General features: G+C 45.1%; 20 protein-coding genes and 1 pseudogene. 11 read left to right on the top strand and 10 right to left on the bottom strand.

What is annotated here, in order from left to right:
• The first annotated feature begins 184 nt into the window (after positions 1-184).
• Both cidR and J7E78_RS25485 read left to right on the top strand, forming a co-directional pair.
• Positions 185-1,069, top strand: coding sequence for a cidABC operon transcriptional activator CidR (gene cidR / locus J7E78_RS25490; RefSeq protein ID WP_215079134.1), 885 nt, complete (start codon positions 185-187; stop codon positions 1,067-1,069).
• Between the two features lie 56 nt (positions 1,070-1,125).
• Positions 1,126-1,389: pseudogene (locus tag J7E78_RS25485) on the top strand (nitrilase-related carbon-nitrogen hydrolase); the annotation flags it as partial.
• A gap of 269 nt (positions 1,390-1,658) precedes the next feature.
• Here the strand turns inward: J7E78_RS25485 and J7E78_RS25480 are convergent.
• Positions 1,659-2,516 carry an alpha/beta fold hydrolase gene (locus tag J7E78_RS25480; RefSeq protein ID WP_215079132.1) on the bottom strand — a complete coding sequence of 286 codons (858 nt, stop codon included), beginning with the start codon at positions 2,514-2,516 and terminating at the stop codon, positions 1,659-1,661.
• Between the two features lie 197 nt (positions 2,517-2,713).
• On the opposite strand from J7E78_RS25480, the gene J7E78_RS25475 reads away from it, so the two are divergent.
• Positions 2,714-3,607, top strand: coding sequence for a LysR family transcriptional regulator (locus J7E78_RS25475; protein ID WP_215079130.1), 894 nt, complete (start codon positions 2,714-2,716; stop codon positions 3,605-3,607).
• A gap of 36 nt (positions 3,608-3,643) precedes the next feature.
• Here the strand turns inward: J7E78_RS25475 and J7E78_RS25470 are convergent, their stop codons facing one another.
• The 4 genes from J7E78_RS25470 to J7E78_RS25455 all read right to left on the bottom strand — a co-directional run bounded on the left by J7E78_RS25470 (position 3,644) and on the right by J7E78_RS25455 (position 6,893).
• On the bottom strand, positions 3,644-5,617 hold the full coding sequence (locus tag J7E78_RS25470) for an LTA synthase family protein (protein WP_251035266.1): 1,974 nt from the start codon (positions 5,615-5,617) through the stop codon (positions 3,644-3,646).
• A 169-nt stretch (positions 5,618-5,786) separates the two neighbouring features.
• Complete coding sequence (locus tag J7E78_RS29745; protein ID WP_215079128.1) at positions 5,787-6,284, bottom strand: antibiotic biosynthesis monooxygenase family protein; 498 nt, start codon at positions 6,282-6,284, stop codon at positions 5,787-5,789.
• 92 nt (positions 6,285-6,376) lie between these two features.
• Positions 6,377-6,691 (bottom strand): hypothetical protein, encoded by a 315-nt coding sequence (locus tag J7E78_RS25460; RefSeq protein ID WP_215079125.1) that lies wholly within the window; start codon positions 6,689-6,691, stop codon positions 6,377-6,379.
• Positions 6,681-6,893, bottom strand: coding sequence for a helix-turn-helix transcriptional regulator (locus J7E78_RS25455; protein WP_036612923.1), 213 nt, complete (start codon positions 6,891-6,893; stop codon positions 6,681-6,683). The genes J7E78_RS25460 and J7E78_RS25455 overlap by 11 nt, the downstream gene beginning before the upstream one ends.
• A 169-nt stretch (positions 6,894-7,062) precedes the next feature.
• On the opposite strand from J7E78_RS25455, the gene J7E78_RS25450 reads away from it, so the two are divergent.
• From J7E78_RS25450 to J7E78_RS25440, 3 genes are all read left to right on the top strand, one after another.
• The gene (locus J7E78_RS25450; protein ID WP_215079123.1) at positions 7,063-9,372 is read left to right on the top strand and encodes an ATP-dependent DNA helicase; all 2,310 of its coding nucleotides are present in this window, start codon (positions 7,063-7,065) and stop codon (positions 9,370-9,372) included.
• Between the two features lie 301 nt (positions 9,373-9,673).
• Positions 9,674-11,155: an alpha-amylase gene (locus tag J7E78_RS25445; RefSeq protein WP_215079121.1), complete on the top strand. Its 1,482-nt coding sequence runs from the start codon at positions 9,674-9,676 to the stop codon at positions 11,153-11,155.
• A gap of 326 nt (positions 11,156-11,481) precedes the next feature.
• Positions 11,482-12,114, top strand: a complete 633-nt coding sequence (locus J7E78_RS25440; RefSeq protein ID WP_215079119.1) for a hypothetical protein — start codon at positions 11,482-11,484, stop codon at positions 12,112-12,114.
• 73 nt (positions 12,115-12,187) lie between these two features.
• Here the strand turns inward: J7E78_RS25440 and J7E78_RS25435 are convergent, their stop codons facing one another.
• The gene (locus J7E78_RS25435; protein ID WP_215079117.1) at positions 12,188-12,931 is read right to left on the bottom strand and encodes an MBL fold metallo-hydrolase; all 744 of its coding nucleotides are present in this window, start codon (positions 12,929-12,931) and stop codon (positions 12,188-12,190) included.
• Positions 12,932-13,134: 203 nt separating this feature from the next.
• Here J7E78_RS25435 and uxaC point away from each other — a divergent pair, with 203 nt between their 5' ends.
• Positions 13,135-14,577: a glucuronate isomerase gene (gene uxaC, locus J7E78_RS25430; protein ID WP_215079115.1), complete on the top strand. Its 1,443-nt coding sequence runs from the start codon at positions 13,135-13,137 to the stop codon at positions 14,575-14,577.
• 361 nt (positions 14,578-14,938) lie between these two features.
• Here the strand turns inward: uxaC and J7E78_RS25425 are convergent, their stop codons facing one another.
• The 3 genes from J7E78_RS25425 to J7E78_RS30125 all read right to left on the bottom strand — a co-directional run bounded on the left by J7E78_RS25425 (position 14,939) and on the right by J7E78_RS30125 (position 16,791).
• A complete protein-coding gene (locus J7E78_RS25425; protein ID WP_215079112.1) occupies positions 14,939-15,616 on the bottom strand; it encodes a hypothetical protein in 678 nt (225 codons plus the stop codon).
• A gap of 31 nt (positions 15,617-15,647) precedes the next feature.
• Positions 15,648-16,475 carry an ATP-binding cassette domain-containing protein gene (locus J7E78_RS25420; RefSeq protein ID WP_215079110.1) on the bottom strand — a complete coding sequence of 276 codons (828 nt, stop codon included), beginning with the start codon at positions 16,473-16,475 and terminating at the stop codon, positions 15,648-15,650.
• A gap of 61 nt (positions 16,476-16,536) precedes the next feature.
• Positions 16,537-16,791, bottom strand: a complete 255-nt coding sequence (locus J7E78_RS30125) for a helix-turn-helix domain-containing protein (protein ID WP_397330617.1) — start codon at positions 16,789-16,791, stop codon at positions 16,537-16,539.
• A 506-nt stretch (positions 16,792-17,297) separates the two neighbouring features.
• Here J7E78_RS30125 and J7E78_RS25410 point away from each other — a divergent pair.
• Genes J7E78_RS25410 through J7E78_RS25400 form a run of 3 tightly spaced genes read left to right on the top strand, consistent with a single transcriptional unit; the run spans position 17,298 to position 21,438 of the window.
• Entirely contained in the window at positions 17,298-17,840 is a 543-nt protein-coding gene (locus J7E78_RS25410) for a MarR family winged helix-turn-helix transcriptional regulator (RefSeq protein WP_215079106.1), read from the top strand.
• Positions 17,837-19,564, top strand: a complete 1,728-nt coding sequence (locus J7E78_RS25405; protein ID WP_215079104.1) for an ABC transporter ATP-binding protein — start codon at positions 17,837-17,839, stop codon at positions 19,562-19,564. Before J7E78_RS25410 ends, J7E78_RS25405 begins: the two co-directional genes overlap by 4 nt.
• On the top strand, positions 19,561-21,438 hold the full coding sequence (locus J7E78_RS25400; protein ID WP_215079102.1) for an ABC transporter ATP-binding protein: 1,878 nt from the start codon (positions 19,561-19,563) through the stop codon (positions 21,436-21,438). Before J7E78_RS25405 ends, J7E78_RS25400 begins: the two co-directional genes overlap by 4 nt.
• A gap of 103 nt (positions 21,439-21,541) precedes the next feature.
• Here J7E78_RS25400 and J7E78_RS25395 read toward each other — a convergent pair whose 3' ends face one another.
• Positions 21,542-22,135, bottom strand: coding sequence for a YcjF family protein (locus tag J7E78_RS25395; RefSeq protein ID WP_215079101.1), 594 nt, complete (start codon positions 22,133-22,135; stop codon positions 21,542-21,544).
• A gap of 320 nt (positions 22,136-22,455) precedes the next feature.
• On the opposite strand from J7E78_RS25395, the gene J7E78_RS25390 reads away from it, so the two are divergent.
• On the top strand, positions 22,456-23,352 hold the full coding sequence (locus J7E78_RS25390; protein ID WP_215079099.1) for a diacylglycerol/lipid kinase family protein: 897 nt from the start codon (positions 22,456-22,458) through the stop codon (positions 23,350-23,352).
• Positions 23,353-23,385: the final 33 nt, after the last annotated feature.

The raw sequence follows: 23,385 nt of genomic DNA, 5'->3' as shown, positions 1-23,385 counted from the left end.
AAGCTCAAATTACTTCATTACCGGAATGGCTCCTTATATAATCAACGTAATCGTTTAAGTTAAAATGAAAATGAATGGAAACGTTGTTTGCTATCATAAATTTTACATGGCATTCTTTCATGAGTAAAATGCATATTAAGAATGTTTACTATTCCATTTATCTATGAGAGGTGGGGATCAGCCGATGGATATCCGCCATTTGCAATATTTTCTGGAAGTTGCCCGGCAGCAGAGTTTCACAAAAGCCGCCGAAGTTTTATATATCACCCAGCCCACGATCAGCAAGACGATCAAGAGTCTTGAAGAGGAATTAGGGATCACGTTGTTGGACCGTTATGGTAAAAAGGTGGAGCTAACCGATGCAGGCCATGTGTTTTTTCGGCAGGCGCTTGAGATTGAAAAATCATTCCGCAGTCTGTCATCCGAATTGGACGATCTGATGAACTTGAAGAAAGGCCATCTGCGGATTGGCTTGCCGCCGATGGTAGGATCAAGCTTTTTCCCCATGATCATTGGCGAATTTCACAAAGCCTACCCGCAGGTGACCATTCAGCTGTTTGAGGATGGTGCCAAAAAAGTGGAGGCTGATGTGATCAGTGGTGCACTGGATATTGGCGTTGCCGTACTGCCAACCGTGGATGAGCTTTTGGATCATTTTGTGTTTGTCAAAGAGAAACTGAACCTTCTCGTACACCCTTCACATCCACTTGCGGGAAAAGAGTCGGTTGCGCTGCATGAACTGGAAAACGACGCCTTTGTGCTGTTTCGGGAAGATTTTGCATTGCATGACCGGATTATTGTGGCCTGCCAGCATGCCGGGTTCCAGCCTCGGGTGGTATATGAGAGCTCCCAGTGGGATCTGCTCAGCGCGATGGTTGCCGCCAATCTGGGTGTAGCCTTATTGCCGGAGACGATCTGTCGTGAGGTGGACCATATGCGCGTACGCATCATACCCGTGGTGGAACCGGTGATTCCATGGCAGCTCGGGATGATCTGGCGGAAGGACCGCTATCTTTCATTTGCCACGAGAGAATGGATCGGATTTACACAGTCGATGCTGGGTGAGTAAGGGAGCCAAATAGAAATATCCCCATGGAAGCACAATCATGGTGGAGGTGTACGAACATGAAACTGCGGGTATCCGCTGTACAATACCAATTGCAGACAATCAGATCATTTGAGCAGTTCGCCGCTCAGGCTGAGCATTACATACGGACAGCGAGCGAATACGGAACCGAATTTGTACTTTTCCCGGAATTTTTCACAACACAATTAATGTCCATTGGAGACAAACAAGGCAATGCACTGACGATTGAGGATCTGCCGAACTTTACGCAGCAATATGAACAACTATTCACATCACTTGCTGCCAAGTACGGCATGCACCTGTTCCTGAATCGATATTATGCGGTGTTACCGAACAAACCGCAGGAGTGGCTTGCCATGGTAGATCAATTGGATGCTTGCAAGTCGGTTGCACTACTGCCGTTGTAAAAGGGAGCAGGATAGAACATTAGAAAATGGTGACGTCGCAAGTACCATGACGAATGATAACAGTAATACAAAAGCCCGTAGAACAGGCCATTATTGGACCTGCTTCTACGGGCTTTTTCTATTTCACTAGTTCAAGGTTGAGATTGAGCCCATTTAAGTTTGTCTTAAAATATCTTTTTTAAGAATTGGTGAATGAGCTCATGGATCTCGGTAACATGTGTTTCGAGAGCAAAATGCCCAGTATCAAGTAAATGCACTTCTGCAGATGGGATATCGCGCTTATAAGCTACAGCTCCAGCAGGAAGAAAGGCAGGATCATTTTTACCCCATACAGCTAGAAGATGAGGTTGATAATGGCGGAAATAGGTCTGAAAGTCAGGATAACGATCCAAATTTGTTCTATAATCAAGGATCAAATCCAGTTGGATTTCTTCAGCTTCCGGACGCGACATGTAGGCAATATCCAGTGAATATCCGTCTGGTGAAACAAGGCTGGGATCAGTGCCATGAAAATACTGAAAGTTACGGATAGTTTCGGGGGTCAAGGAACTACGACATGCTTCACGGTTTTCAGGTGTTGGAGAGTGCCAATAAGTCTCCCAGGATCCCCATGCGTCACTAAACCCTTCGATATATGCGTTACCATTCTGACTAATAATTGCTTGAACCTGTTCCGGATGAGCCACTGCCAAACGATAACCAACAGGTGCCCCATAATCAAACACATACAATACATACTTTTTGAGAGCTAATACTTCAGTAAAACCTTCAATAACTCGGAACAGGCTGTCAAATGTGAAGTCAAATTGACCAAGCGGTGGAGTCGTTGTGAGACCAAACCCGGCAAGATCAGGGGCAATGACGCGGTACTGCTCAGCCAGTTTGGGAATTAGGTCGCGAAACATATGACTTGAGGATGGGAACCCGTGTAATAGTAAAATAACCTGACCATCTTTAGGACCAGCTTCGCGGTAAAAAACTTCGACATCTCCAACCTGCTGTTGCTGATAACGAATCCTCATTTGCACATCTCCTTCTGGATTGAATAAGTGGCCAAATACAATGCCTCTCATTTTTTTCAAATTCAAAGCGTTATATTTTTATTGCGATGGCACTCGTAAAACGGGTGATGATTTTATAGTATAATTGAAATGTTTATGTGACTAACGAATAGATTAGATGCTAGCTATTTCAAATTAAAATACAAAGGGTGAAAGATGTGATCAATTCCTTAGAGGGTCGTTTTTTTCAGGCATTTATTGCGTTGCTTGAAGAGAAGAGTTTCAGCCGAGCTGGGGAGCGCTTAGGTTATGTCCAGTCCACAGTAACAACTCATATTCAACAGTTGGAGAAGATCTGCGGACAGAAATTGTTCCATCGATTTCCACGAGGGGTAGAACCTACGGAAGCTGGAAAAGTATTTTCCAAATATGCGTATCAGTATGTCCACTTAAGTGAATCCCTTAAAGAAAGTATGAACGAAATGAATCAGCCCTGTGGAACAATAAATATTAGATTACAGGAATCCTTTTTTCTTACACGGATGCTTCCATTTGTACAGGAATATACGAGAAACGTTCAAAGCGTAAATTTGCGGATTGAACAAGGGACGCATCAAGATATTCTGAAAGGTGTGCTGGATTATGCGCTGGATTTTGGCATTGTTCCGCAAAACCCTGAGCGACATGACATTCTCTTTTATCCGATTATGGAAGAGACTATTGTTTTTGCTGCATCCGAGGATTTGGCTCGGAAAGTGGAAAGTGCAGGGGCGCAGATTCTAAACGAAGAGGTTTTTATCAGCAGTGGCACGTCTTGTTTGTATCATACGACTGCTGTTGATGTTTTAAAGAATCAAGGGGTTGTGGTTAAAGATGCCTTAGAGCTATCAAGTCTTGAGATGATCAAGCAACTTGTATGCTGCGGTAAAGGTTTTGTCTTGGTCCCTGAAATAGCGATTAAAAACGAACTAAAGATGGGTAGCCTAAACATTCTTCCTTTTACTTCTAAAATAAGTTTTACACATGGTTTGATTGTTCATAAAAATCGTGAGCGTAGTTTTACTACCCAAAATTTTCAATCGGAACTACTGAATTATTTTAAAGAATATTGATCGATCAGCTCTTGTAGTCTCTGAAGTGACTTCGCGTCATTTTCGGTCCGGTAGCTGGCTTAAATAACTGTTGGACAAGTGTGCAAGATCCAATGCCCGATCATATTGTTCCTTCGTTATAAACCGCGAAGAGGACACCACACTGTTATTGGGCGTGGCTAGTGTAGGATATCCCTTTTCTCCCGAATTCTTCGGCATCTTGTCTGAAGGAACATTCATCTGCTGTTGCCCGGCATTCTGTCTGCCCGCATCAGCCAGGGAATAATGCGTTCCGTCCCCGTATCCTTTCGCCGGAATGAAGAGAGAAGCATCGTTTAGCACCGACCCGGAAGGAAGGTAATAACGTTCGGGTAGGAGATTTCCCCCTTCACGCAACAAATCCTGTCCAAAGTGTAATTGGTCATCTAACGATACTCCGGTTAGACCGGCAATCGTTGGCAGAATGTCCACCTGGCCTCCGATCTGTTCCAGTTGTACACCCGGGGTAACGCCCGGGGCCGAGATAATGAGTGGAATATTAATCATATCTGCTGAAGTGTATTCCCGACCATACAACTCTTTCATAAGGACTTTGTCATCCCGATCCAGTGAGTAGATGGGAAGCCCCAGGTGATCCCCGTACAAGACAAACACGCTATTTTCCCATAATCCCCGTTCTTTCAATCCAGCAATCAACTGTCCAACTGCCTGATCTGCATAATGCTGTGATACCAGATAGTCACCGGGCAACGTATCCTTGTAACGCTCAGGCAGGGTCAGCTTCACCTTGTTTTTAGGCAAAGTGTACGGGTGATGGGCTGACATGGAGATGATATGGGCATAGAAGGGATCACCCGAAGAATGCATGGATTCCAGCTTATCCAGTGTTTTGGAATACAGTACTTCATCCGAGGCCGAAAAGGCGATAGAGTCCTGTGTGCCGAAATAATCGATATCATAATACTGGTCGAATCCAAGTGCCTTGTATAACTGATCCCGATTCCAGAATCGAACATCATTTGTATGGAATGTGGCTGTCTGATATCCGCTCGCTGACATTAGCTTGGGTAGACTCGGCAGAGCTTTATCCGCATATACAGTCGTTGCTGCCCCGTTCGGTGGGGTGTAGAACGATGTATTCACTACAAATTCTGCATCTGATGTATTTCCTTGTCCCACTTGCTGATAAAAGTTGGGAAAATACAGGCTCTGTCTAGCCAATTCATTCAGGTTTGGCGTGATCTCCTGTCCATCGACCTCTAATCCAATCAGGAAGTTCTGGAACGATTCCAACTGGAGCATAATCACGTTGCGTCCGCTTGCCGCACCCTGCTCCACAATCGCAGGAAGTTCGGTCGTTTGCTTCAACTGGTCGATGTCAGCCTGATCAATGTGAGCGATGGGCACAGGTTTATCAGGTCGATCCAGGATCGTGTACGCCTCGTAACCGAGGATGCCCATCTGTTCTGCTTGTGTAAGCTCACTCATGCTGGCCCGATTGGGATAGATGTTGAGCATGCACAGGATCATGGACAGGGTCAGAATGACCGAGGCAACCCGTCTTCTGGCACGTCGTTCAAGTGGAATACGGTTCGGGCGTTCTGTACTCCCGAGCTTGATCCGGCGACGTATGAGTATCCCCCCAATGATCAGAACGTCTGCAAAAATAAACAAATAATAGGGGTCAAGCAAAGAGAACATGCTGCTCTTGACCGAGGTCACCTGATTCACTTGTGCCAACGCGTGATAGTTAACGATTACACCATAATATTTGTAGTACATGATGGCTGCAAAGAAAATCCCTGAGAGCAGTAGATCCACGGCAAGGTACATCCACATCCGTCGCTTGGCAGCAAACCACTCAATCAGACAGAAGCCGATCCAGATGAGCGGCAATTCGGTCAGCAGTGGTTTCCAGACAGGGATGTCATCGAAGATAACGATCCAGGCCAGTGAACTTTTGATCATCATGATAATGGTAAAGAATATAAATGGTCCGCTTAGAAATCGGGTGAGTGAACTGCGTGACAAGGTACCGCCTTCCCTTCCGAAGTTTCATTTAACAAGTATTATCCTATCTCAGCAAGGCTGTGTCAAAAATGAGAGCATTCAACAATTGACGGCAAAAAACCTCTTCCATGCAGGAAGAGGTTTGAAAGACATGGGCTACTGCGATAAAAGCCAGATGTGACCCATTCCGTTATTCTATAGTGTACGTTGTGACGTAAGAAGGTCTGGGGAACATGGTAGGCTTCTGTGCGGTCAGCCCTTCGCTTGTACTGCGGTTTCGGTGAGCGTGACTATATGCTTGGGATTCCTGCCAGCCTTTGAAGTGTTCTTCCGACTGCCAGAGTGTAAGTACGACATACGTGTCATCCTTCAAAGGACGAAGCACACGAATACCGACAAAGCCAGGCTCGTCTTCTACCTTGCGGGCACGGTTCTTAAACCGTTCTTCAAAATCGTTACGACCATCTTCTGTGACAGGGATATTGTTGAGAACAGCGTAACCACCGCCAGTCCAGGAACCTGCGGCATCGAAAGCTTCATATGCGGCTATTTTATCATCAGACTCGATATTCATCAGGCGTTCAGCGGATTCAATAGCCAGGCGCACCTGATCTTCGCTTCGCAAAGTTAGATGCGGGTATGCAGCAAGTGCATCCGGAATCGGTGAAGGAACCAAATAGATATACATAGAAGCTGCCTCCTTATTAAGTACATTCTATTTCAAGATAGCATATGGGATTGTGCGAGTCCAATCGGTTTCATGTGTATCGGACAGATGGGCTAATTCCGAGCTGAGTAGTATAGGTTTGCCGCAATAGAAGATAAACAATGAATGACAAACACTGCAGTAATAATGAAAAAGGAAAGCGATATTCCGTCTAGCATAACTACGAGGATCCAAGCCAGAGCAAGACTGATGGTTGTCGCATTCCAGGAGAAGGCCTTTGCTCTCGTGATACAATAGAGATACCGCTCATCCAGTCCGTTGTGCTTTTTTGCAATCAACCTTGTGAAAAAAATAATGAGTATTGCAATTAACAAACCAGCTACAATTCCACCAATCCCGATCATCCGATTCAGTAATTCAGAACTCAATATTCTCATCTCCTTCAAAAATAAATAATTCCTCGATCTGACAGCCAAATAATTGGGCAAGCTTGTGAGCAAGCACAAGAGAAGGTTTGTACTTTCCGGATTCCAACGATATGATGGTCTGCCTTGAGACCTTTAGCCGTTGAGACAGTTCTTCCTGTGTGATGTGCATATGTATTCGTTTGTCTCTGATTAGATTTTGCAAGTATATCCTCCCGTAAGTAAAGTTCGCTTTACGTAAAGTTAACTTTACTTATGCGACGATGGGATGTCAATCTCTCCTTGTAATATTTTTCGCTTCTTGAGGGTGGTGCTGTGTCCAAAAGCATATTTCATGATAAAGTATAGTCACTACAAACAGAACGGGTGATCGTATGACAACAATTCGGATATCAGTCAGACCGCTGGTGGAGTATGTGTACCGCAGTGGCAGCATACGTCCAGGGTTCCGGACCAATGCCACGATGCAGGAGGGAACTCGAATTCATCAGCGGGTACAGAAGGAGTACACGGAAGAGGATTTAAAAGAGATTGTGCTCGAAGCTGAGATCCAACATGGGGAGCTGACCTATGTGGTGGAGGGACGATGTGATGGCCTGATCCGGTTGGAGGGCCAGTTGACGGTGGATGAGATCAAATCAACTGCGGGCAATCTGGATGATCTGGGAGAGGGTCTACCCGTACACTGGGCGCAGGCCATGATGTATGCCTACATGTATGCCGTTCAGCAAGATGAACCACGCATGCAAGTGCAGTTGACGTATGTGCATTCGGTGACCCATGAAGAAAGACGGTTTCGCCGAATGGCAGAACGACAGGAGCTGGAGCAGTTTGCGGCAGAAGTGATTGCCGGTTATGCGCCTTATGCAGAGATGATCGCTGCATATGAAGAAAAGCGTGATATCAGTGTGAAAGAGCTACCGTTTCCTTTTCGCAAATACCGGGAGGGGCAGCGGAAGCTGGCAGGAGCCGTATACAAGACGATCCGTGAGGGGCAGGGATTGATGGCCAAAGCACCAACAGGCATTGGTAAAACGATGTCCGTGCTGTTTCCCACAGTCAAAGCGATTGGTGAAGGCGAAGCGAGCCGATTGTTCTATCTGACGGCGAGGACGACGACACGGGTGGCGGCAGAAGAAGCTTTTGCCCGGATGCAATCGGAAGGATTGAAGATGCATGTGATCAGTCTGACCGCGAAGGACAAGATATGTTTTAAGGAAGAGGAAGCTTGTGATAAGGGGCAGTGCGGCATGTGTGAAGGTTATTATGACCGTATTAACGGGGCCGTGCTGGACATGCTGGAACATGAGACGTTGATGACACGTCCGGTCATTGAGCAGTATGCGCGCAAACATCGGGTGTGTCCGTTTGAGTTTTCCCTGGATGCGGCGTATGCAGCCGATGCGGTGATCTGCGATTATAACTATATTTTTGATCCACGGATCTCTCTGAAAAGAATGTTGGAGGAACAGAAACGCAAGACGGTGTTACTGGTGGACGAGGCCCATAATCTGGTCGATCGTGGCCGAACGATGTTTTCCGCCGAGCTGGAGAAGGCAGTGTTCCTGGATGTGAAAAGGGAGTTCCAGTCGCTGGACAGCAGTGTGCCTGCTGCCAAAGCCATTGTTGACTACACCGGGGCTATTGATAAGTATCTGATTACTCTTCGGAAAAACGGTGGAGAAGAAGGGAAGATCATCCAGCAGGAAGCGCCGGAGGAACTGATTGAACGGCTGGAGCCTTTTGTCATGGTTGCGGAGCAATGCCTGGTCGAAGGTGGTTCGGGGAATGCCGAGACAGATCAGTTGCTGCTCGATGCCTACTTCACGGCACAGAATTTCTTGCGTATTGCCAAGCTGTATGATGAACGTTTTATTACGTATGCAGAGTGTGTTCGAAGTGAAGTGAGAGTGAAGTTATTCTGTCTCGATCCTTCGGTACTGCTTCGTCAGACGGCCAAAGGATTCCGATCCCTCATTCATTTCTCGGCTACATTGTCACCCCTTCGCTATTATCGGGATATGCTGGGTGCAGAGGAAGAGGATTATACATTGCAGATTCCATCGCCGTTTCAGCGCGAACAATTGGATGTGAGACTCCTGCCCTTATCCGTGCGATATAAGGACAGGGAACAGTCCCGGCAACCCATTGCGGAGATGCTTCAACAGCTGGTAAGTGAATGGCCGCGCAGCAATCTAATGGTGTTCTTCCCTTCTTATCCCTACATGCGCGAGATATACGAAACCTATGCACAGCTTCCAAGTGAAGCGGATACGGTCATACAAAAGCAAGGCATGAACGAACTGGAACGGGAGCAGTTTTTGGATGGTTTCCAGCCCAATCCTGAACGAACACGATTGGTATTTGCCGTCATGGGTGGCGTATTCTCGGAAGGTGTCGATCTGCCGGGAGACCGCTTGAATGGCGTCGTTGTGGTAGGTGCGGGGCTGCCGCAGATTGGTCTGGAGAACAACGTATTACGTGATTACTATGATCGGACAGGACGCAACGGATTCAATTATGCCTATATTTTCCCGGGTATGAACAAGGTGCTGCAAGCGGGTGGACGGCTGATTCGGACGGAGGAAGACAGGGGAGTGTTGGTGCTGGTCGACGATCGATTTATCCAAGAACCTTATCGTTCCCTGCTGCCAGAGGAGTGGCGGGACTATAAACGAATTTGATAAACGAACTACGAATGAAATGATGCATGTATATCAGTTGAACTAATCATTTGCATGATAACGGAGAGGACAAAAAAAATCTGGAAATAACAGCGATTGGAAGGTTATTCTGTCATCGTAGTGTCAGTGTAAATAATTTTTAGTTCAACATATATAGCAGATATTTTTCGATTTTCTTTCCTTTATATGATTGAAGGGTAGGGTGAAAGGGTTATAACTTGGTTAGCAACGAACGAACAACGGCGAATACCCTATCCGTTCCGAGGTCCGCTTCGAAAGCAATCAAGGAGGTCAGTTTGTAATGAAGAGAAATCACACCATGATGCAGTTTTTTGAATGGCATTTGGCTGCAGACGGAGACCATTGGAAGCGACTGGGTGAAATGGCCCCGGAATTGAAAGCCAAAGGCATTGATGCGGTATGGGTGCCTCCTGTGACCAAAGCCGTGTCGGCTGAGGATACAGGTTATGGTGTATATGATCTGTATGATCTGGGCGAGTTTGACCAAAAGGGTTCCGTGCGCACCAAATATGGCACCAAGCAGGAACTGGTGGAGGCCATTGCCGAGTGTCAGAAGAGCGGGATTGCTGTCTACGTGGATATGGTCATGAACCACAAGGCGGGGGCAGATGAGACGGAAGTTTTCAAAGTGATTGAGGTTGATCCGAATGATCGGACGAAGGAAATATCCAAACCGTTCGAGATTGAGGGCTGGACCAAGTTCACATTCCCGGGTCGGGGGGATCAATATTCCTCTTTTAAGTGGACCTCTGAACACTTCAATGGCACGGACTATGATGCCAGGGAAAAACGAACCGGTGTATTCCGCATGGCAGGAGAGAACAAGAAATGGAATGAGAATGTTGATGATGAGTTTGGCAACTATGACTATCTGATGTTCGCCAATATAGATTATAACCACCCGGATGTTCGGCGCGAGATGATCGATTGGGGCAAATGGCTGATCGATACGCTCCAATGTGGCGGGTTCCGGCTTGATGCCATCAAGCATATCAACCACGACTTCATTAAGGAATTTGCAGCAGAGATGATCCGCAAACGCGGTCAGGATTTCTACATCGTAGGCGAGTTTTGGAATTCGAACCTGGATGCATGTCGTGAATTCCTCGATACGGTAGATTATCAGATCGATCTGTTCGATGTGTCTCTTCACTACAAGCTGCATGAGGCTTCGCTTGCAGGTAGGGACTTTGATCTCTCCAAAATTTTTAATGATACCTTGGTGCAGACCCATCCTACACATGCGGTCACTTTTGTAGATAATCATGACTCCCAACCTCATGAAGCGTTGGAATCGTGGATTGGAGATTGGTTTAAGCCGAGCGCTTATGCGTTGACGTTATTACGTCGCGATGGTTATCCGGTTGTATTTTATGGGGATTATTACGGCATTGGTGGACCTGAACCTGTGGATGGCAAAAAAGAGATTTTGGACATTCTGCTGTCCGCCCGTTGCAACAAGGCATATGGAGAGCAGGAAGATTACTTCGATCACGCCAACACGATTGGCTGGGTGCGTCGCGGCGTAGAGGAAATCGAAGGTTCCGGTTGTGCGGTGGTCATCTCCAACGGGGATGACGGTGAGAAGAGAATGTTCATCGGAGAGCATCGTGCTGGTGAAGTCTGGGTGGATCTGACGAACAGCTGTGATGATCAGATTACCATTGAGGAAGACGGCTGGGCCACCTTCCATGTGTGCGGTGGAGGCGTCTCGGTATGGGCTTTTCCTGAACAGAATGAGGACTGCGCTGACGCTGAGTAACGGCATGTGCGGGGCAGGGTAAGAAATGATACACCGATTGATATGATAACAGTATATAAATAGATCGTTAAACCACCTGAACAGGAGAGCGAGTATACCTGTGTTCAGGTGGTTTTTTGCATGGGATTCGTTAGCTTAACGTGAGTTAAACCTACCATATGTACTCGAAATACTGCTACAAGTAAAAACATGAAATGAGAAAGAAACAGTTCGTTTTCATATCTTAATACATGGTACAATAATCCAAATATGAAGCGTTCGAAAACCAAATGAGACAATGTAATAAGCGATATTATTACAGAGGATTGGAGAAGAGGAGGGATGGCATGAGTCCCAAAAGAGAGATGAACCGTTTCTTCCCGTTAGTCATGTACCTATGTGTAATAGCCGTGTGTCTGGGGGCTTGCAGTTTGGGAACAAACCAGGGGCCAGCGGGTGAACCGAAGCGAACTGATGAGTATACGCAAAATTCGGAGCGAAGAGATTTGATGGAGCAGGTTACGAAGAGACCTGAGTCTTTTCAGACGAACTCGCCAGATGAATATACTTTGACAGCAACGGTGGATGTGAGTCATGAATCCGGAGTTGACCGGATTTCTTATGAGATTTTGGTAAATGAGGCTCGGGTGCCCATGGATAATGTCATTCAGTCCTTCACTCTCAATTCCAACATGATAAATCGAATAGATGCCGGAGAGTTATTTCATTCCAATGTGAGCAATACACACGAGATTAGTTTAGGGCCTGACAAGGAACCGCTTGGTTTGAGTTTGAGCAGGAGTTATGTCTTGAAGCCAAAGGCGGAGATCGATAGCAATATCCTCCAGCGTTATGCGGATATGTATATCAAAATTTCCTATGGGCCAAATGATCAGCGAACCGAAGAATATTTTTATATCCAGGCCGAGCCGTCCCCGAGGACGATAGAATATATGAAGTCATGGGGGATAGAAAAATAGGAGAAAGCAGCGCCCACTAGTTCCATCTGAGGAATCTGAGTAGACGCTGCCTGTTTATTGGACCTCCGTTTACCTACTCCAACTCAAATGATTCCAACGTGCCAACCATTCGCAGATCATGCTCGCGGTTGAACTGTTCCCGTTTGTCCGCATCGGCGTACTCGTCATGATAATGCATCAACACCGTCTTTTGTCTCACTTCTGTGGGTAACTGCTCCAGATCCTTCAATGAAGTATGGGATTTGATCACCAGATCATGCATATGACATTCATGGAAAATCAGCTGCACATCAGTGGCAATCTGCTCCACCCGTTCTTGGTCGAGTGTACTGTCTGCACTGTAATAGAAGTAAGGCTTGGCGAGTAGCCCATTGCTGACCATACCGGGAACATGCTGTGTTCGAAACGTCTCAAACGTCACGCCGCCCAGTTCAAATGTGCCTCCATCTGGCAGGGCAACGACATCGTAGTAATCGCTCATGGTACGTTCACCATCCGTTGTGTAGCGCATGCCGGGGGATAGAATGTTCCAGAGCGGATCTACTAATTGTTCGTGGATGAACAGACGGGGTTTGCGGTCGCCCACAATCTGTGCGTAATAACCCAGCATCTGTACACCGTTAATATGATCTTCATGCAGATGCGTAATGAAAACGTTGTGGATATCGGTCATGGGGAATCCATATTCCTTGAGTGCTTTGGCATTTGATTCCGGAAAATCAATGACCAGATGCGTGTCACCGAATTCAGCCAACATACTATTGTGGTGCTGCTCTACGCTGAACATATCTCCTGTGCCGAGAAAAGTAATTTTCATTCAATTTCATCTCCTTGTGTGATCTTCAGATCAGCATCCTTGCGTTAAATCCAGTATACCTTGTTCCCGAATATATGCCTAAATCAACCTTTTTTGATAACGCTATCATTTTATATTGAACTTTGATGGTAAACAGTGTAGCGTAAAGATGGGAAGTGAACCCATATGAACGTAAACTCACCTAAAGGGAGCGTGCGAGGCGAATGAAATCTTTTCTGGACGAACAATTTTTGCTGCACAATGAAACGGCGATCAAATTATATGAGGGTTATGCCAAAGACATGCCCATTATTGATTATCATTGCCACCTCAGTCCTCAGGAGATCTACGAGAACAAAACCTTCGGCAATATTACAGAAGCCTGGTTATACGGCGATCACTACAAATGGCGGCTTATGCGCGCAAACGGAATTGAAGAGCAATATGTGACCGGCGGCGAAGGTGTGACCGATTACGATCGTTTCCTGGCTTACGCCAAAACGGTCCCTATGATGATTGGTAATCCGCTGTACGCCTGGTCTCACTTGGAATTACAGCGATACTTCGGTGTCTACGAAGTATTGAATGAGACAAGCGCACCGACCATCTGGGACAAAGTAAATGCCAAACTGAACAGTGACGGTTTCGGTGCACGTGATCTGATTACCAAATCCAATGTCACTGTTGTGTGCACAACCGATGATCCAACGGATTCTCTGGAGTATCATCTGAAGATTCAGGAAATCGAAGGCTTTGATACAGCCGTATTGCCATCCTTCCGTCCGGATAAAGGGCTCGAATTGAACCGCGATACCTTCACGGAATGGGTGGGCAAGCTGTCACAGGCATCCGGCACCGCGATTTCCGACTATGATTCATTCCTTGCTGCGCTGGAGTCCCGGGTGGAATTCTTCCATTCCGTAGGTGGTAGAGTCTCTGACCATGCACTTGATTATGTTCCTTACGGCATGGCTACACGCGAAGAAACGGCTGCCATCTTTGCAAAGGCGCTTGCGGGCCACAAGGTGAGTCGTGAGGAAGAGGAAAAGTATAAGACGGTGACGCTGACATTCCTTGGCAAACTGTATGCAGATCGGGGCTGGGTGATGCAGTTCCACATTAATGCCGCCCGTAATAATAACACGCGGATGTTTGCCAAACTGGGGCCGGATACGGGTTACGATGCCGTGAATGATACACCGCTGTCGTCAGCGATGATTGGATTACTTGATGCGTTGGATGAGCAGCAAGCACTGCCCAAAACGATTCTGTATTCTCTGAATCCAAGGGACAACGAAGTGCTTGCGGCGATCATCGGCAGCTTCCAGGGCGGGGGTATTCCTGGCAAAATCCAGCTTGGTGCAGCATGGTGGTTCAATGATACGAAGGACGGCATGCTCGCTCAGATGAAGGCACTGGCGAATGTGGGTCTGCTCAGCCGATTTGTCGGCATGCTAACCGATTCACGCAGCTTCCTGTCCTACACCCGGCATGAGTATTTCCGTCGTCTGGTCTGCAACCTCATCGGTGAATGGGCCGAACAAGGGGAGGCACCGCAGGATATGGAGTTGCTCGGTCAGATCGTGCAGGGCATTGCCTACAACAATGCAAAAGAATATTTCCCGTTTGCTTCAGCGCTCAAGACGGTCTCTGCTTCGAAGTCCTGATTATTTTTGCTAATTATTCGTTTTGTGTCCTGTTAGAGACAGACGAATAGATACTTAAAAAGATAAATACCGTTCCTTATCAAAACAGTGGACGGTATTTATCTTTTTATTTTCTTATTCTAAAACTTAAAACTATATAATCAGCTTAACATCATAAATTTAATGCTCATCATTGTTTTCTTTTTTTCGTGATTTGAAGATTGAAAGAAAGGCCCAAAAAATAAGTGCGAAAACAAGAATGTCGAGAAAATTTTTTAAAATGGAATTTGAAATATTGAATGTTACATAGTGAATTAAAATACGAGAAATTACATATGAAATTAATAGTAAAATGATGTTTTTAAACACAGTATAACCCCTTTCAAAATGATCTTTTACTAATGATATTAATCCAGATAGTAGTGATGACAATAGCATATATACAAGGGAAAAATACATCGCTTAGATTGGGTTCGGTTATTGCTTTTATACTGAGGTGTACAGGCGGTAAAAGATATAGAATAAAATGCAAATAATCTGGAAGCATATTACGTATACCTGTTGCTGAGAGAGATAAGACCACAATCACAAAGGCAAAGATAATCGCTAGGATACGGTCCGATATCATCTTTTTACTAAGAAACATAGCCAGTACGCCGCCACTGATAGCAGTTGAAATTTGAATTCCTAGTGCTGTAATCATTACATCTGCTTGAAAATTTCCAAAGAGAAATATAGGACACAGGATATTGAGGACAATAAGCAGAGATGCTATTAGCCCTACTGTGAGAATTTTGGTTAAATAGAATTTTTTTAACCTTATCCTATAATGTAAAACAAATAATTTCTGTATAACGACAGGTTCCGAATCAATTATCACAAATCCAATAAAAAATGAACAAAGAAATATTGAAATCGTAGTTAGAATATACCCTTCTTGTAAAGGAATATTGCCAGAACCATATATAAAATATAAAAATATAAAATGTAGAACGAAAGGAACTAAATAACGATTAGTTTTAAAGTAGTAGTAAATATTAAATCGTATTAAGGCGTTCATGTCTATCCTTTCTAAACGAAGAGTTCGTTAGTCACTCAACTCTCAAAATAAGTCCATTCTGATTAATGATATTCAATATAAGTTTTTCCCGGTACTCAGAATTCAGAATTCCGTAATATTCATAATTATTTGTCTTTTCTAAAGATTCGAATTCATACATATTTAAGATATGTGAATCTGGTAATTGGAAATGAACTTTAGTAAAGTGAACCGCATTTAGCTTATGGATTAAGTCTACACTAACAATCTTCCCGGATTCTAAGACGAGTACTTTGTCAGATATTTCGTTGAGGATATATTCTTCATGGCTTGTAATTATGATTGCTGTACCATTATTCTTTACTTGTTTGATAAGTTGGATGAATTCTGATTGAGAATCTAGATCTAAACCAGTTAAGGGTTCATCTAGAAGCAATATATCCGTATGTTCAATTAGAGCCTGAATGATATTGATTTTTTGCACCATACCTTTTGAAAAATGTGACATCGGAGTATCTAAATCCTCTTGAATTCGTAAGGCTTTGGTAAGGTTGATTAGTTTTGAGTCGATTTGAGAAACAGTGAGACCCGACGTACTCCCCATAAATCTCAGTAATTCTTTAGGAGTCAAAATAGTTCTTGGAAATTGATCATGTACATAATTGATAATCAGTGAGTTGTTTTTTAATAATCGTTGCCCTCTATTAAAAGTAGAGAGCCCAGCTATTACATTAAGTAGAGTGCTTTTCCCTGCTCCATTAGAACCCTTTATTGCAATGGCCTCTCCTTGATGGAGTGAAAAAGTTATATTTTGTAGTATCTCTTTGTTTTTCCCTGTTTTATATAATTCTTTGAGTTCTAATAAAATATTATCTTTCATATGTACTACACCTCTATGAGCTTGGGATTTGTATTTAACATATATCCTGGTCTCATATTAATTAAAATTTTCGGTTTGGATGGATTATTTCTAATTTCTTTCTAATTCGGTTTATATGAACGTATATATTTTGTTCAGTGTATACCACTTTATCAGTTGAATTTTGTAAGTATTCTACTATGTCATAGGAATATACCCTTGTGTCATAGTTATTACAAAAAAAATAAAGTAGTTTATTTTCCGTCTGAGTCAAAAAAATCTTTTTCTCTTTTTTGATGATGTAGCTTCCAAGAATAGAAAATTTAATATCATTCATTAATATAAATTGTCTCGGATGTTCTAATATGTTTCTGGATATTTCAAGCATAAAGGTATCTCCTTACAAACTTAATAATGGAATATTTTCACTATTACTAACGGTATCATATTAATGATCATATGTAAACTTTACCTTAACCTCTCCTATAAATATCCATATAATTAGGATCTATTTATGTTCTTTTTCCATAATTGAGCGTTTAATAGGCTTATCGAATTCAGGAAGGTGGTGGATGGATATGCCATGGGTGCCGGTAGTTGGTGGTTATGTAATTGGTAAAATTATTGATTGGGCATTTTCTGCTACACCAGTTTATTAATCTTAAACACAAAAAAGCAGCGTTTCCTTAGTGGAACGCTGCTTTTTGTTTGAGAAGCCGCCTACTTACTTGTAATTTGACATTTCAACTCCGACGGAAATATAATTAGTAAACCTAATTAATCGATTAGCTATTTAATAGCAATCCTATATTAATTCAGATTGTGAATAAGGAGGAACCCATTATGACTGGTATAGATCCGGTCGCCCAGAAGCTTTTATACTCCATCATGCAGTTTAATAAAGGCAAATGGAAGCAGCATAAACCTCATGGGCGCAATCACAATGAAATTATGGTGCTGGGTTGTTTGCTCCACGGGGTGCATCCGGGAGAACAATTGAACTGGAAGGACAATCCGCCTGATTTCAATGACACGATCCAATCCAATCATCCAGGGATGAAAGTATCCGAAATTAGTGCATTGCTACGTGTAAAGTCACCGACCATTACACCGGTTATTCGGGGGCTTGAAGATGAGGGGCTAGTCAAGCGGACAATGGACCCGGAGGATCGACGTGCTGTTCGCATCACGATTACTGAAGCAGGCCGTGAAGTCATTCGGGTTGCTCATGAAGAGCGCATGGAGATTTTCAACAAACTCGTTAAACATCTGGGAGAAGAAGACAGTACTCAGCTGGCTGAGTTGTTGACTAAGGTATACACCTTTTTTGATACATTAACTTCCTTGCAAAAGGATGATTCGACAAGAGGAGATGATACGCCATGATGAAACTGTTTCGCATGCTGAAGCCATACCGAATTCCGATTATTTTCATTCTGGTTTTGGTACTGTTTCAGTCGCTTGCTGAATTGTACCTGCCTACACTAATGGCAGATATTGTGAATTACGGCATCATAAAAGGAGATATCCCGTATATCTGGCAGATTGGTGGATGGATGCTGGTTATCGCGATTGGCGGAACAGCGTGTTCGGTGATTGCCAGTTACCTCTCATCTCGAACAGCAGGTGGATTTGCCAAACAACTGCGTAGTAGAGTTTTCCGCCATGTGGAGAACTTCTCGCTCCAGGAGTTCGATAAGATGGGGACTGCTTCACTGATTACGCGTACGACGAATGACATCACGCAGGTACAGAACGTACTTACGATGATGCTGCGTATGATGATTATGGCTCCGCTCATGTGTATCGGGGGTATCTTCATGGCGGTATCTCAGGACGCCAAATTATCTACGATTTTCCTGGTCGTGCTTCCGATACTAGGTGGAGCCATTGCGCTGATTGGTGCCAAGGGTTTACCTTTGTTCAAAACCATTCAGAAAAAGCTGGACCGTCTCAACTTGGTGCTGCGTGAGCAGTTAACAGGGATTCGGGTTGTTCGTTCCTTTAACCGTGGGGAGCATGAGAAAGTGCGCTTTAACGGGGCCAATACAGAACTGAGAGATTCATCGATCAAAGTTAATGTGCTCATGGCGACCATCATGCCTGTGATGATGCTTGTTATGAACTTTTCGATGATTGCCATCCTTTATTTTGGTGGAATGCGGATCGACAGCGGCAATATGAACATCGGTGCATTGATTGCCTTCATTCAATATGCAATGCAAATCATGTTCTCACTGATTATGGTTTCGATGATCTTTGTCATGATTCCAAGAGCTTCAGCATCGGCAGAACGGATCAACGAAGTGCTTGATATGCAGCCGGATCTTAGCAATCCCGAGCAGCCTCGTGGTATGAAATCCATGCAGGGTATGATTGAGTTTGACAATGTAACCTTCCGTTATCCGGGCGCAGAGAATCCAGCTTTGTCCGATATCTCCTTCACGGCTCGCTCAGGTGAGACAACAGCCATCATTGGTGGTACGGGTTCTGGGAAATCGACATTGCTCAGTCTTATTCCACGATTTTATGATGTGACCGAAGGCAGTGTTAGGGTGAATGGTACGGATGTGCGTGAAATTAGGCAGGAAGATCTACGTGCCAAGATTGGCTTTGTACCCCAAAAGGCAGTCCTCTTCACGGGTACGATTACGGAGAATATCCGTCACGGGAAAGACGATGCCACAATGGATGAAGTTGTTCATGCGGCCCGTACGGCTCAGGCTGAGAACTTCATTACCGAGATGAAAGATGGATATGACAGCCTTATCGCGCAAGGTGGTAACAACGTATCTGGTGGACAAAAGCAACGTCTGTCCATCGCTCGCGCACTTGTTCGCCGTCCGGAAGTTTATATCTTTGATGACAGTTTCTCTGCTCTCGATTTCAAAACGGATGCTAAACTTCGTGCTGCGCTGAAGTCGGAAACGACAGAAGCGGCTGTGCTAATTGTTGCGCAACGCGTAAGTACAGTAATGGATGCCGATCGCATTCTGGTTATGGATGAGGGCCGAATTGTCGGTTCAGGAACACATAAAGAGCTGCTGGAGCACAATGAAGTGTATCGCGAGATTGTATCCTCCCAGCTGACAGAGGAGGAGATCGCATGAGTGAACGTACAGAACGCAAGTCGCCTCGTCCCCATGGTGGGCCGGGTCCAGGTCCCGGAATGGGCATGCGACCTCCCGCTGAGAAAGCAAAAGATTTCAGAGGTACACTGCGGCGTTTGATTCGTTATCTCCAGCCCCATAGTTCTCGTCTGTTAGGTGTGCTGGTTGCAGCCACTTTGAGTACCGTATTCAGCATCATCAGTCCAAAAGTTATGGCAGAAGGAACGGATATTCTCAGTAAAGGCGCCATTGCCATCCTTCAGGGTGTACAGGGAGCCGGGATTGATTTTCCTGCATTGATGAAAGTATTATACCTGCTTGGCGGACTCTATCTGTTCAGTGCTGCATTTATGTATGTTCAGCAATACTTGATGGCTGGTGTGGCTCAACGTGTTGTGTATGACATGCGTGAGCAGATCAGTGCGAAGGTTGGACGTCTCCCTTTGAAATATTTTGACTCCCGCACAACTGGGGAGACACTTAGCCGTGCCACGAATGACGTGGACAATATCAGTAATACACTTCAGCAAAGTTTGGCACAGTTCATTACGTCTATCGTCACAATTGTCGGCGTAATTATCATGATGCTGACGATTAGTCCATGGATGACGCTGATCACGATTTTGACGCTGCCACTCAGTGTGGTTGTTGTCATGCTGGTCGCTTCCCGTTCACAAAAACACTTTGCCGGTCAACAGAAATCCCTGGGGGAACTGAACGGTCATGTCGAAGAGATGTACACGGGACACAAAGTCGTCAAAGCATTTGGACGTGAAGAACAATCCGTACAGCAATTTGAGAAGGTCAATGAAGAACTGTATGAATCTGGCTGGAAAGCCCAGTTTATCTCGGGTATTATTATGCCGCTCATGAGTTTTGTGGGTAACCTGGGTTATGTGCTGATCTGTGTGGTTGGTGGGATTTTCGTTACACGCGGATCTATCTCTATCGGGGATATTCTGGCCTTCACACAGTACTCCCGTCAATTCACACAACCGATTAACCAGATTGCAAATATCTCCAATATCATTCAATCAACGATTGCTTCGGCAGAACGGGTATTCGAGTTGCTGGATGAAGAGGAAGAAGTTCCTGAGTCCAAACAACCCGTGCAATTACAGCAGCCTAAAGGTGCGGTTGCATTTCAAGGTGTTAATTTTGGATATAAAGAAAATGAACTGCTCATTCATAACATGAATATTGACGTAAAACCGGGACAGACGGTAGCCATTGTTGGACCAACGGGAGCCGGTAAAACCACCCTGATCAACCTGTTAATGCGTTTCTACGAAATTCAGGATGGTCGAATTTCGATTGACGGTACCGACATTAAGGACATGGAGCGTGGCAAGTTGCGTAGTCTGTTCGGCATGGTGCTTCAGGATACCTGGTTGTTCAACGGAACAATTCGGGACAACATCGCTTATGGTCGGGAGGGTTCTACGGAAGAGGATGTAATTAAGGCAGCCGTTGCGGCACATGCGGATCACTTTATCCGTACACTGCCTGATGGTTATGATACGGTGCTGAATGAAGAGGCGTCGAACATCTCTCAAGGGCAGAAACAGTTGCTGACCATTGCAAGAGCGATTCTGGCGAACCCGGCCATCCTCATTCTGGATGAAGCGACGAGTAGCGTGGATACACGAACCGAAGTGTTTATCCAGAAAGCAATGAATGATCTGATGAAGGATCGCACGAGCTTTGTCATTGCACATCGTTTGTCCACCATTCGCGGCGCCGATCTGATCCTGGTGATGGATCATGGTAACGTGATTGAACAGGGCAATCATGAGGAACTGATGGCAAGTCAGGGCTTCTACGCGGATCTGTACAATAGTCAGTTTGCGGAGCAGCAACCGCAGGCGATCTGATCCTTAGATTGAATTAAAAAGAATAGCCGGGAGCACCCTTAGGGATGCTTCCGGCTATTTGTCGTATATCCAGAGGATTGACACTATAAGATGAATTATTTATTTACTGATCCTTAGACTCTTTCGCAGGTTCATCTGCGCCGTTGCTAGAGATCGACTTCGCTTCTATCTTCACGTCGTCGCTGTTAGCTTCGTCCAGTGCAGATGGAGCAGGCTCCCCTGGGATCAATTCGCGCTGCTCAATCATGCGTTTCACAACCTCATAACAGTCATCCACATGTTTGTTCCCCACATAGCGCATGGCTGTGAAGCTGAGTGCGGCAGCCAGTCCTTGTCCTGCAAATGGAACAAATTTGGCGACGGATTTGGTAGCTACGCGTACGCCCACTCTTTTCAGAACCTGTACCACCAATTCCTTGGTGATCATACGACCAATGACTTTACTTCCGATGGACATGACGAATCCATAGATCATGGATTTGGTCTCGGGGTCCATGCCGTCCAGCTGTTTTTGCGATAATCCGAATTTATTGTTAATGGCAGGCAACAGCTGCATCAGCATCCCCACATCAGCCAGTACGTCTGTACCGGGCAGCGGAACGAGTGTTGTACCGGCAGATGCGGTAGCTCTTTTGCGAACCATGGTACGGCATTCCTTGCGAACTTGCTCCAATTGTTCCAACGTTGCCGGAATCATAGGGAATCCCTCCATTCGTATATGGTATAGATATAACCGTTTTGAATCGATTTGAATGGGTTCTCACCAGCAAAATTTGCGGCCTTATGACATTAAGGTGCGGAGAAACCCTTTTTCTCATGCATACATTCTGGTTAAACAAGGAAATAAGTAGGTATTCTGTCTTGAACGTATATAGCTATTACGAATGAATGACGATTAGGATGCATACTTGATGGGGGAACCTATTCTGGATCATGATGAGTACTTAGCGAAAGGCCTGTTTACGGCTTCAACCTTTGTGGGTAAAGGGTAACAAGCATTGGAATGGAGGAAGAGGGATGGAGTTTAACAAAGCGTTGTTAATTCATCATCATCATTCGGGCAAGGCCAATCGTGAGAATACAGTGGGCCTTGTGGCTGGTGTGCTGGCTCCCGCTGTCCACGAACTCGTCATTGTACGTACAGATGAACCGGGTGAAGGAGAGAAGTTGTGTCTTGAACGCGGAGAACAATTCGATGTGGTGTTTATCCTGGGCGGGGATGGCACGGTGCATGAATGCGTGAATGGACTGGCTGATCTGCAACATCCTCCGTTGATTGGTATATTACCTGGGGGTACCTGTAATGACTTTGCGCGTTCGCTCGGTATTTCACCCGATGCAGAGACTGCGGCACAAGAAATGCTGGCGGGTCGTGTGGTGTCCATTGATGTTGGACGGGCTAATGATCGGGTGTTCACGAACTTTTTCGGTGTTGGCTTGATCAGTGATGCATCGCAGAATATTAACGAGAATCTGAAAGGCGCGCTGGGTAAGATCAGTTATTTTATCAGCACCTTACAGACAATTAGTCATACAGAGCCGTTTCGTTACCAACTGGAGGCGGATGGGAAAGAGATGGAAGGCAAAGCGGTGATGATCTATGCAGCCAATGGTCGTTTTCTGGGAACAAATGCATTACCCTTTGCACCGAATGCATTGCAGGATGGGGAGCTGGACGTGCTCATAATTCATGAGACAGGGATTCCGCTGCTGCGAGAGATTCTGTCGCACAAGCCGGAGGGAGATTGGCAACCTCAGAGTGAGAGCATTTCATACTTTAAGGCATCTACGTTAAAAGTGAAGACAGATGCGCCGATGTCAGCTGATACGGATGGCGAATTGTATATGAAGACACCCGCCGAGCTTTCGGTGCTGACGGGTCATCTGAAGTTTCTAACCGGGGAAGGGTGCTAAATCCCCCGGTTTTTTGGTTTGAGTTTGGCTGAT

Origin of the sequence: Paenibacillus polymyxa (assembly GCF_018614975.1) — a bacterium.
GTDB lineage: Bacteria > Bacillota > Bacilli > Paenibacillales > Paenibacillaceae > Paenibacillus > Paenibacillus polymyxa_E.
This window is presented reverse-complemented; position numbering and strand designations above follow the sequence as displayed.